This is a genomic window from Aeromonas sp. D3 (assembly GCF_027705025.1).
In the GTDB taxonomy this organism is placed as follows: Bacteria; Pseudomonadota; Gammaproteobacteria; order Enterobacterales; family Aeromonadaceae; genus Aeromonas; species Aeromonas salmonicida.
Window position 1 is genome coordinate 1 of record NZ_JAPDBE010000070.1, and the last position, 11277, is coordinate 11277.

General features: G+C 58.8%; 10 protein-coding genes. 5 read left to right on the forward strand and 5 right to left on the reverse strand.

Translation table 11 applies throughout. The features are described from left to right. Positions 1-234: hypothetical protein (locus OKC28_RS22380; protein ID WP_270691133.1), on the forward strand; the 234-nt coding region annotated here is incomplete at its 5' end. Positions 235-294: 60 nt separating this feature from the next. Further along, positions 295-1491 carry an NnrS family protein gene (locus OKC28_RS22385; protein WP_021140727.1) on the forward strand — a complete coding sequence of 399 codons (1197 nt, stop codon included), beginning with the start codon at positions 295-297 and terminating at the stop codon, positions 1489-1491. A gap of 10 nt (positions 1492-1501) precedes the next feature. On the opposite strand, the gene OKC28_RS22390 is transcribed toward OKC28_RS22385, so the two are convergent. Beyond that, positions 1502-2077: a helix-turn-helix domain-containing protein gene (locus tag OKC28_RS22390; protein ID WP_021140728.1), complete on the reverse strand. Its 576-nt coding sequence runs from the start codon at positions 2075-2077 to the stop codon at positions 1502-1504. A 121-nt stretch (positions 2078-2198) separates the two neighbouring features. Here OKC28_RS22390 and OKC28_RS22395 point away from each other — a divergent pair, with 121 nt between their 5' ends. Together OKC28_RS22395 and OKC28_RS22400 are read left to right on the forward strand one after the other, a co-directional pair. After that, complete coding sequence (locus tag OKC28_RS22395; protein ID WP_021140729.1) at positions 2199-3350, forward strand: benzoate/H(+) symporter BenE family transporter; 1152 nt, start codon at positions 2199-2201, stop codon at positions 3348-3350. Between the two features lie 149 nt (positions 3351-3499). Continuing rightward, on the forward strand, positions 3500-4564 hold the full coding sequence (locus OKC28_RS22400) for a DUF3103 family protein (protein ID WP_021140730.1): 1065 nt from the start codon (positions 3500-3502) through the stop codon (positions 4562-4564). 68 nt (positions 4565-4632) lie between these two features. On the opposite strand, the gene metF is transcribed toward OKC28_RS22400, so the two are convergent. Further along, a complete protein-coding gene (gene metF, locus OKC28_RS22405) occupies positions 4633-5529 on the reverse strand; it encodes a methylenetetrahydrofolate reductase (RefSeq protein ID WP_021140731.1) in 897 nt (298 codons plus the stop codon). A 329-nt stretch (positions 5530-5858) separates the two neighbouring features. Between metF and OKC28_RS22410 the strand changes: the two genes are divergently transcribed. Further along, the gene (locus tag OKC28_RS22410; protein WP_256686036.1) at positions 5859-6659 is read left to right on the forward strand and encodes a GNAT family N-acetyltransferase; all 801 of its coding nucleotides are present in this window, start codon (positions 5859-5861) and stop codon (positions 6657-6659) included. Positions 6660-6723: 64 nt separating this feature from the next. On the opposite strand, the gene OKC28_RS22415 is transcribed toward OKC28_RS22410, so the two are convergent. The 3 genes from OKC28_RS22415 to OKC28_RS22425 all read right to left on the reverse strand — a co-directional run bounded on the left by OKC28_RS22415 (position 6724) and on the right by OKC28_RS22425 (position 11123). Next, the gene (locus OKC28_RS22415; protein WP_021140733.1) at positions 6724-8304 is read right to left on the reverse strand and encodes an ABC transporter substrate-binding protein; all 1581 of its coding nucleotides are present in this window, start codon (positions 8302-8304) and stop codon (positions 6724-6726) included. An 8-nt stretch (positions 8305-8312) separates the two neighbouring features. After that, positions 8313-10292, reverse strand: a complete 1980-nt coding sequence (locus tag OKC28_RS22420; RefSeq protein WP_021140734.1) for a methyl-accepting chemotaxis protein — start codon at positions 10290-10292, stop codon at positions 8313-8315. A gap of 219 nt (positions 10293-10511) precedes the next feature. Next, positions 10512-11123 carry an OmpW family outer membrane protein gene (locus OKC28_RS22425; RefSeq protein WP_021140735.1) on the reverse strand — a complete coding sequence of 204 codons (612 nt, stop codon included), beginning with the start codon at positions 11121-11123 and terminating at the stop codon, positions 10512-10514. Positions 11124-11277 lie beyond the last annotated feature (154 nt).

Sequence of the window (11277 nt, forward strand, 5' to 3'; positions counted from 1 at the left end):
GCTCCTCACTTCGAAAGTCAAGCGGTTGTTTTCGCTTTTCTTTCGGCGCCGGCTTCGCAAGGAAGCTGGCTCATCAGGTTGGCGTGTTCCGCCGTGCTGGTAGGGGCGCATTATAGGGAGCCGCGCCGGGATGACAAGGGCTTTTTCATCACAATGGTTCGTTCGCTCAGATATGCAGCAAACCCGTGCCTTTTTGCTCACAACCCCATCAATTCAGGCTTTGACTGGATTTAAATTGAACATTTGAAAAGTCACTTTATAATTGTCTTTTCAAATGTCAATTAAGGTTTCGCCATGCATCAGATCCTGGATAGCCGCAAAGAAGAACAGATAGTTCCTCTGTTCCGCTTGGGGTTTCGGCCTTTCTTCCTGCTCGGGGCCCTCTTCTCTGCCTTGGCCATGCTGGGCTGGCTGGCACAGCTCAATGGCTGGATCCTGCTGCCAGGAGTCGGCAACCCCATCTGGTGGCATGCCCACGAGATGCTGTTTGGTTTCGGTGCGGCCATAGTGGCGGGCTTTCTGCTGACCGCCGTACAGAACTGGACGGCCCATCCCGGTGTTCGGGGCTGGCCGTTGGCACTGGTCGTGGGTCTGTGGGCCGCACCTAGGTGTTTGTTGCCCTGGCTGGGAGAAGGGAACCCGGCTCTGATGATGATGGATCTGATGTGGCTACCGCTCTGCGCCTGGTTCCTGGCCAAGCCCATCATAGTGACCCGCCAATGGCGCAATCTCTTCTTTGTCCCCCTGCTCGTGGTAATGACTCTGCTCAATGGCGCCAGCTGGGTGTGGCATGAGGAGTGGATCGTCATAGAGCATCTGCTGATCACGACAGTGCTGCTGTTCACGACCCTGATTGCCGTGATGGGAGGACGGGTCATTCCCTTCTTCACCGCCCGAGGCACCGGTCTGGAGAAAACCGCTCCCCTGCCGTGGCTGGAGCGCACAGCACTCGCATCGCTGTGGCTTATTTTGCTGTGCTGGCTGCTGCTCCCCACCCAATGGACCACCAGCACTTATATGGTGCCTCTATATATAGTGGCGGCAGGTTTGCATCTGTGGCGACAACTGCGCTGGCGCCTCCCGACCACCCTTGCTCATTCCCTGCTGTGGTCACTGCATCTCGCCTACCTGTTTATTCCGCTCGGTCTGCTCGCTCTCGGGGCGCAGACAGCAGGACAGCCCATCACCTTGTCGACGGCCAGCCACCTGCTCAGCGCCGGCTGCATGGGCACCATGATTCTGGGGATGATAGCGCGCGTCTCCCTCGGCCATAGCGGCCGAGCCTTGCAGGTAGGGCGCCGGATAAGCTGTGCGTTCGCACTGGTCATAGCGGCAGCCGTGATCCGAGTTGTGATCCCGCTACTCTGGCCTGCCTATACCCTGCACAGCTGGAACCTGAGTGGCCTGGCCTGGGTCGGCGCCTATGGGCTGTTCGTCTGGGTTTATGCCCCCATACTGACCAGCCCCAGGGCGGATGGCCGTCCGGGCTGATCATCCGGGCTTATTCTCGGGGCCTGGCCGCAGGATAGTGGATCAGGTTGTGAAAGATCGCAGGGGCTATTCCCAGATTGCGATAACCATGGGGGCGGTCGGCGGCAAAGCGCACCGCCTCCCCTTGCACCAGTGAACGCCACTCCCCTTCCACCAGCACCTCCATCAGACCACTGATGACGATGACATGCTCGGTCACACCGGGCTCATGGGGTTCGGATTCGCGCTGATACCCGGGTAGCAGCGTCAACTCAAACAATTCAAAGCCAAACCGCTTCTCGTAAGGAAATAAGGGGGCGACCTGCATGCCCTCTCCCGCAGGCTGCTGGCGAATGGCGTCGGCGGTACGATAGAGCACCTCTCCCTGCGCTGCCGGGGCAGGCTCGATGAAGCTGGAGAAGGAGACCCGAAAGCCGGTGGCGATCTTCCACAGGGTCGCCACAGTGGGACTGGACTCTCCCCGCTCAATCTGCCCCAGCATGGCCTTGCTCACCCCCGTCTCACGCGCTGCCACATCCAGGCTCCAGCCCAGTTCGCTGCGCAATCCTTTCAGACGTTGGGCCAGATGCTGATTCATCTCTTGCATGACTGCCTCTTCATTGCTCTTGCATGAATCGCCTTGTGCGCTATAACGCACATCGATATAGTCAGGAGACATATTGTACGTAATAACGCACAACCAGTCACAATCCGACAAGGACGTCACTATGCCCTTCGCCCTTCCCCACCTGGTGGCAGGTTTCATCGCCGTGATGGTCGGCTACACCAGCTCCGTCATCCTGATCATTCAGGCTGCTACGACGGCGGGTGCCGATGCCGCCCAGCTTGCCTCCTGGCTATGGACGCTGGGTGTCGGCATGGGAATAAGCTGCATCGGCCTCTCCTTTTATTACCGCATACCCGTACTGACCGCCTGGTCGACCCCGGGGGCCGCCCTGCTCATTACCAGCCTGGGCAACTTCACCCTGGCTGAGGCCATAGGCGCCTTCGTTATCTCTTCCCTGCTGATCACCCTGTGCGGCATCAGCGGCTGGTTCGATCGCCTGATGCGGCACATCCCGGCTCCGCTGGCCGCCGCCATGCTGGCCGGAGTCTTGCTCAGATTCGGGCTGGATCTGTTCAAGGTCGCGCCACAAGATCCCTTGCTGCTTGGCACCCTGCTGCTGGCCTTCCTGCTGGGCCGTCATCTCTGGCCCCGCTACACCATGGTGCTGGTGCTGGCGATGGGAATAACCCTCTGTGCCCTGCGGGGAGATCTGCAACTCGACACTCTGCACTGGCAGCTCGCCAGCCCGGTCTGGACCTGGCCGAGCTTCTCCTTTAATGCCCTGTTCGGCATAGCCCTGCCACTGTTCATCGTCACCATGACCTCCCAGAACATGCCCGGTATCACCATATTGCGAGCTCACGGTTACCAACCGGCTACCTCCTCCCTGATCACCTGGACCGGCCTGACCGGCCTGTTGCTGGCCCCCTTCGGTGGTTATGCCTTCAACCTGGCCGCCATTACGGCCGCCATCTGCATGGGCAAGGACGTGGATCCCGATGCCCACCGTCGCTGGCCCGCCGCCGTCTGGGCTGGCGGCTTCTATCTGCTGACCGGTTGCTTCGGGGCAAGCGTGGCCACCCTGTTCACCGCCTTTCCTGCCACGCTGATCACCTGCGTCGCCGGGTTGGCCCTGCTCGGCACCATAGGCAGCAGCCTGCACACGGCATTGCAGCAAGACGAGGCGCGCGAAGCCGCCCTGCTCACCTTCATCATCACGGCCTCCGGGATCAGCCTGCTGGGTGTCGGCGCCGCCTGTTGGGGGCTGTTCGTCGGCGTCATCCTGCATCAAGTCAACCAGCGGAGAAACTGACCTGACCATCTGGGGAGCCTCCCGTGAGACACAGCACATAATTCAGAAAAATTGGTTCACAGCTGAAACTAATTGCCATTAAGTGGTGCCGAGGCACTTCTTCTTCCCCGATGTGTGCCTCTGTCAGACTCATAAACTGGAGAACAATAATGAGGAATCAGGCTGTCATTTTGTTACTGGCACTGCTGGGCGCCACCACCGCCCATGCTGCCGACTCGGATCGGGAGCTGGCACGCCAGCTGGCGCTACAGCAGAAAAACCTGCTGCCACTGCTGAGCAATCAGGAGTACCAGAGCCCGCTGCCCAACCTGCTGCAAAAGGCCAGTCCACGGCTGAAACGGCAGGCGAGCGATGCCAACCAGGCCGCCATCAGTCGGCAAGGGCTGGACGGCGAGGTCAAGCAGTTGATGCAACTGCGACTGGCCAACCCGGAGCAGGCCGCCGCACTGCAACAAGGGGTCGAACCCCTGGTTGCCTATGTACCGAGCGGAGATGAGAAGAGCTGGAGCGCGATCGAAGCTTTCGACAGCGCCGGCAACCCCGTCTATCTGGATGTGGACAAGGCACCGGCGCGACCTGTCCTGGTGGTGGAAGCAGACCCAGTCAAGGCCAAGAACGCCGGCCTGAAGGTGATGCGCAAGGCGCTGGCCGCAGCCGATCTGCAGGCAGCTCCGCGCACCGCCGCCAGTACGGCACCGCTCAAGACCAGTATCCTGAAGAAGATAAGACTGAAGGATGATCAGGAGCCTTGGCTGCTGGGTGCAGCCGAAGTCTATGCGGTGGTCGCCGGGGTCAATCCCAGCCGGGATGAGCCCGTGGTCGACATAGTCGACATGCCCTACCTCGACTATGACAACACAGACTACACCCCCAACCAGATCCTGGTGTACTGGGATCGCTACCGCTGGGGTGCCGTCGACATCGTCATGATGGAACAGGACGACAACGTCAACTACAAGGAGCTGAGCGCCTTGTTCATCGATGCCCTCAAGCTCGCCTTTACCGCTGGCGGCGTGCCGGAGGCCCTGCCCTTCCTGGATCTCGGCGGTCGTATCGTCAAGGCGCTGCCCGACTCCTGGATGACCAACAACGATGACTATCTGGATACCTTCTACACCCTGGAGCAGGACCAGAGCTATCACCAGTATCCGGGTGCCGCCGGCAATGCGGTCATCGATCTCGAACCGAAAGAGATAGCCCCAACCCGGCCTTGACAAGCTGCTATGAAAAAAAAAGCCAATGAGCAACTCATTGGCTTTTTTTGTGCCTGCGGCAACCTGTGTCAGGCAGGGTCCTTCGGTCTGACCCCCAGGGTATGGCAGATGGCGTAGGTCAGCTCGGAGCGGTTCAGGGTATAGAAGTGGAAATCCTTCACCCCCTCCTGACTCAGCACGCGCACCTGGTCGATGGCGATGCTGGCACCCACCAGGTTGCGGGTCATCTGATCGTTGTCCAGCCCCTCGAAACGCTGATGCATCCAACGCGGGATCTTTACGTTGGTAAAACCGGCGAACTTGGCCAGGGTCTGGTAGTTGGAGACCGGCAGTATCCCGGGCACGATTTCAGCATCGATGCCGATGGCAGCGCAGCGATCCCGAAAGCGCAGGTAGGTCTCCACATCGAAGAAGAACTGAGTGATGGCACGGTTGGCACCGGCATCAATCTTGCGCTTGAGGTTGAGCAAGTCGGACTGCGCACTTCTGGCCTCGGGATGACCTTCCGGATAGGCGGCCACCGAAATATCGAAATCAGCTTCTGACTTGAGCAGGGCCACCAGATCGGTGGCATACATATCCGGCTTGTCGAGTCCGGGCGGCAAGTCACCGCGCAGGGCCACGATATGGCGGATGCCGCTGTTCCAGTAATCGCGGGCTATGGTGCGCAGCTCATCGCGGCTGGCATCGATACAGGTCAGGTGGGGCGCCGCGATCAGGCCGGTACGCTCCTTGATGTCCTTGATCACCTTGTGGGTGCGATCCCGGGTGCCGGAGTTGGCGCCATAAGTCACGGAGACGAACTTGGGTTCCAGCACTTTCAGCCGTTCGATGGACTGCCAGAGGGTATTTTCCATCCCTTCACTGTTGGGTGGAAAAAACTCGAAACTAACCCCTATGTCACCGCTTAAATCGGCCAGACTCTGGTTGAGTGCCTCAACCTGACGTGCACTGTGAAATCCCATCTGCTCTCTCCCTGCCCTGCAACCCATTCCTCTACGTCAAAACGGATGTTTGGACGTCTAAACGTCTTTCTATCTTTATGAGAAAACGGATCAAAGTCAACCCTGATTTACAGACAGGAGTGAGACTCTGGTGTTTATTTGGCAATTAACCTGAAGTAACGATTGGCACCCCATCCCAAAAGCCGTGGAGTCGCGTTATGATGAACACAGATCGTCCTGGACGTTCTGAATCTGCGTGTGATTGTTTGGCCGGAGGTTTCTCCGGCCCCTTTTTCAACCTCTTCCCTTCCCTGCCGATAACCAATTGAGCCATTCGCAGGAGCCTCGTCATGGATACCCACCCCGGTTTTGCAACAGACTTGCTGTTCGATCGCTATCAGGGCAACGTGGTAGACCATGAGCAGTTCTGGGCTGTGCGCACCCCTGATGCTCCCGATTACTATTTTGGCAACTACCTGCTGCTCCCCACCCCCCCCAGCGATCGTGACAAGGGCTGGCTCGAGGCCAGTTTTGACAAGCTGATCGGGCTGGACCCCAGAGTGCAGCATCGCACCTTTCAGTGGCCGCTGGCGGAAGGCCAGAATAGCCGCGTCGCAGGTTTCGTGGCCGCGGGATACCAATACATGGAATGCGTTGTGCTGGCGCTGGATGCCACCAACCTGCACCAGGCCGCCACTATCGACCAAACCGCAGAAGCCCGCCCTTTTTCACCCGCCGACTGGGATGCCTGGCTGGCGTTTGAGCTCAATGAGCGAGAGCCCGGTCACTCGGTGGAAAACTATCTCCCCTACCTGCAGTCCCGACGTCGCCTGTATGAAGCCATGATCGCGGATGGACTCGGGAAGTGGTGGGGGATCTGGCAGGAGGATCAGCTGGTTGCCAGCTGCGGCCTCTTCTTCACCGGGACCATGGGTCGGTTTCAACTGGTACGTACTCATCAGGAGTGGCGTAACCGGGGGCTATGCCGTCAACTGCTGAGCCAGGTCGCGCGCCAGGGGTTGGAGCGGGCCAGGCAGCTCATCATAGTGGCCGACGAGCACTACCACGCTCAGCGGGTCTATCGTTCATTGGGCTTTACCCCTGTGGCCCGCATCGGCAGTCTCTGCCGCTGGCCCCATGAGACCCAATAGCTCGAGTGGCAGGCAGAAATGAAAACGGGAGGCTGTTGCCTCCCGTTCTTTATGGTGTTGCCATTTACTGCTGTGGCGCTTCCAACTCTTCGGACAGTGCCTGCTCAATCTCGGCAGATGGAGCCGGTAACGGGGCTGCCGCCGCAGAGGCTGGCATAACCGGCGTGATCGATGGAATGGGCGCGGTTGGGGCATCCTCTGTCACGGCGGGCGTGGCTGCAGATGGCGCAAGAACGGCAGGCTCCTCTGTCGTGGCGGGGACAGCCGAAGACGCAGGCTCGACCGGTACCTCAGTCGCGGGGGTAGCCGAAGGCGCTGGTGCGACCTGAGCCTCAGTGGTGGATACCGCAGGTACGACAGTGGCGGGAACAGCCGGTGCCTCACATTGGCAATCCTGCCCCTTGGCCTTGTTGCCCTGATGGGGTGGATACCAGCCCTTCAGCCCTTGCTCCAGCTGGTCTGCCGCCGCTTGTGGTGCCATCTTGCCCAGCAGCACGGCCTGACTCACCTCGGCCAGCTCATCCCCCAGTTTGGGTTTGCCACGGGAGAGGATCTGGGTCGCCACCCGTATGGTGGAATCACACTGGTCACGCCACTCCATCATCTCCTTCGCCGCCGGATTGGTGACATCAAAGAAGTGGTTGGAGAGGGAAAAGAACCCCGGCAGCGAGTTGGTATAGAGCTCGGCAAACTGGGGAGTGGTCAGCCACTGCAAGAACGCCATGGCCGCCTCCTTGTTCTTGCTGGCGGGGTTCATGCCCATACCTATATCGGTGTGATCGGTAAAGAAACAACCATCACCCTGTTTGGCTACTGGTGGGCGCATGACGCCAAAATCGACCTTGCCGGTAAAGGGGGCGATTTCCCACGATCCTGCCACGTAGAAGGCTGCCTTGCCGGAAGTGAACAGCTCATTGGTGGTGGCATAGTCCCGGTTCTCGCCTCCTTCTCCCAGGTAGGGGCGCCAGCGGGCCAGCTCCTCAAGCACCTTGACGTATTGCGGGTTGTCGAGCCGCTCCTGCCCGCCGATCAGCGCCAGACGACCATCTTCCCCTTTCCAGTAGTTGGGGCCTATGTTCTGAAAACCGAGTTCGGATGAAACCCAGCTCTCGGCACCACTCATGGCCAGCGGCACATAACGACCGTCAGCTTTCACCTTGTCTAACGCGGCAAAGAAACCATCGCGGGTTTGCGGTATGGTCAGGCCCAACTCACTGAATATCTTCTTGTTGTAGAAAAAACCGTGGATCACTGACGCCATGGGCACACAGAAGGTCTGGGCACCGGAATCGGTTTGCCAGGGTGACTGGGCAAAACTCGGGAAGTTTTCCATCCCCGACATCTCGGTCAGCTCCGCCAGATGACCGGCCTTGAACAGGGCAAGGGAGTCGTCAAACGGGCGACAGGTAATGAGATCTCCTGCCTTGCCATCCTTCAGACTGGTCAACAGGGTCGGCATGTAGTCGACATTCTGCACGCCATTGAATTTCACCTGGATTCCCGGGTGAGCAGCCTCGAAAGCAGGAATGATCTTCTGCTCCCACAATACTTTGTCATCCGTCCGCCAGCTTTCGATCACCAGCTCACTGGCCACCAGTTGACCACATAACAGGAGACTCAGGGCCCCAATCCACTTGTTAGACATAAGCCCTCCTAGACCTTGAAATGTGCGATCAATTGCTGCTGCTTGGCGACCAGATCCGCCAGCACTTCACTGCTGCTTGCCGACTCTCTCGCCTCCCGCTCGGTCTCGTAGGCCACGTCGGCGATGCCGGCGATATGTCGGGCCACCCCCTGGCTGACCGAAATCTGCTCCTGGGCGGCATGGGCAACCTGATCCGCCATCGACTTGATGGAGGTCATCCGCTCGGCGATGGACTGCAATGCCAGGTCCATTTCACGAGTCTGTTCAACACAACTGCGGGTCTGGTCCTGACTACGGCCCATCACCTCCACCACCTGTTTGCTCGAGTTCTGCAGGTTCTCGATCATCGCCTGGATCTCTTCGGTCGAGGTCTGGGTACGGTTGGCGAGCGCTCGCACCTCATCAGCCACAACGGCAAAACCGCGACCGGCATCGCCGGCACGGGCCGCTTCGATGGCCGCATTCAGGGCAAGCAGGTTGGTCTGCTCGGCAATGCTGCGGATCACATCCAGAATACTGCCGATGTTGTTACTGAACTCTCCCAGCTTGTAGGTGATGCCGACGGCCTCTTCCATGGCACCAGCCAGTTGTTCGGTGATGCGACGTGTGGTGGCCACTTTCTGACGGCCACTTCTCGCCTCATCATCAGCCAGATCCACTTCCCGTTTTGTACCATCGGTGGAACGGGCCACCTCGGTGGCGCTCACTTCCAGCTCTGTGATGGCTGCAGCCACCTGATCGGTCTGACTCTTCTGATCCTGCACCCGTGACATGGCCCGCTCGCTGATCTCGGCGGCGCGGCTCGCCTCTTCCACCAAGTGGCGAGAGCCGGCGTTGATCTGGGAGAGCAACTCCCCCGTCTTGCCCGCCAGGGTGTCGATAGAGCGGGAGAGGCTGCCGAACTCACAACTGCTCTGATAGTTGATACGGCGGGTCATGTCCCCGGCAGCCATGTAATTCAACTCTTTGTTGATCATCTGCAGCGGTCGCTGAATGCTGCGCGCCGTGGTATAGCCGATGATAAGCGCGGCCCCGGCCGAAATGGCGGCGACGATCAGGATCCAGAAGCTGGCACTGCTGACTGCATCATCCGCCGTAGTACGGCTCTGGCTGGCGATGGTCCCGGCCGACTGGCCCATCTGGTCGAGCAAGCTCAAGCTGTTGACCAGGCTGGCGTCGAGCTGCTGGTTCAACGTCTGCAAGGATGCCGCCAGTTGCTGGGCATTGCGCATGGTGGCAAGCAAGCCTTGCTGACCGAGTGCCAGCTCTTGCATGCGATCCAGGTTGGACACGAAACGCTGCTTCACATCGTCGGGAACCAGCACGCGTTCGAGGCGCTTGCGGGCCATCTCTATGTCCTTGCTGAGCACCTTTTCCAGCTCATTGAGGTCGGTTTTGGCATCGGCTCGGCGAATGTTTTTCAGATCACGGGCGATCCCGGAGGTGATGAGTTCGGCCTTGTTGCGCATGGAGCGCTTGCTTGCCGTCTGTTGCAGCAGCAGATCGGCTGCACGCTGATAAGTGTCCTCCAGCCGGATGAAATCGATCTCCAGCTTGTGGCGCTGAACCAGGGCATTGACCCACTGGCTGTGCTGGGCGAGCACCTGGTCTGCCAGACCATAGAACTGCCTGGTGGCACTATCCACCTGCTGGAAGCGGGCATTGGCCTCGGCGACCCCGGTGAACTTGCCCATCTCCTGGCTCAGCTGAGTGAAGCGGTTTTGCTGCTCTTTAAACTGGCTGGCGAGTTGTGGCAACTGACTTGCCTCCTCGCTGGTCCGATAGACCAATACCCAGCGGTTGCTGTCTTGCAGGGCGCCTTTCAGGCCTGCAACGGCAATCACCAGTGGCGTCGCCTGGTCGGATACCTGCGACAAACCGTCGTTGATACCCCTGATCTTCACCGTGCTGATCACGCCAAGCAGGATCAACAGCAGCAGCATCAACACAAATCCGGCGATGATCCGCTGCACAATAGATAAACCCATGGAGACATCCTCACTCGTGGGGGGAAGGTAACGTGAACATAGACACTATCGGCACAAGCGGCGAATTATAGAGGGTGGGCTTGGGTTATTTTATTGATCCATATAGGGTTGGATCACAATTGACTGAGGATAACGCAGACACAAAAGGGCCCGAACAGTGTCGGGCCAAAGAGACGTGCTTAGCTGTAAAGGCCCTTGACGGACCGGTTCGGCTACTTGTCAGAAGCGATAGCCGACACCAAACATGAAGGCCATGGGATCGATGGAGGTCTTGATGGTACCGACTGCAGTGTGTACATCGGTGTCGATATCCATGATCCAGGCAGAGGCGTTGACGAACCAGCGATCGTTGATCGCCATGTCCAGACCGACCTGACCGGCCATGCCCCAGGAAGAGTCTACGCTGACATCGGTTCCTGCCAGGGCACCACGTCCTTCCTCATCAAAGAAAGTGGTGTAGTTCACACCGGCGCCTATGTAAGGACGAACCTTGCTCTTGGCATCACCGAAATAGTACTGCGCCATCAGGGTCGGTGGCAGGTGCTTGACCTTGGCAACCTCACCCAGACCAGCAGTGGAAACGGAGTGGGAAAACGGAGTGGCTGCCAACAGCTCGACACCCCAGTTATCCGTGATCAGATAAGAGAGAGTCAGACCCAGCTGCATGTTGCTGTCAATTTCCAGCTCGCCGGTACCCAGTACGTCATCACTGCTCGTTTGAGGAGAGACAAATGCCAGGCCGCCGCGCACCAGAATATCGCCAGCTTGGTGGGCCATGGCGACGGGAGAAGCAAGTGCGGCTGCGATCATCAGAGGGAGGATCTTTTTCATCACATTTTTCCTTTTAGTTTTCGTTCTATGTTGCAAGCCTGAAGACTATAAAAGGATGTGAATGCGGGGTTATTGATTTAGGGAAGGTGCGAACAAGTCCCTGATATGAGATCATGTTTGTCATCTGGAGCCATGAAAAAGGGTTCATCATGAG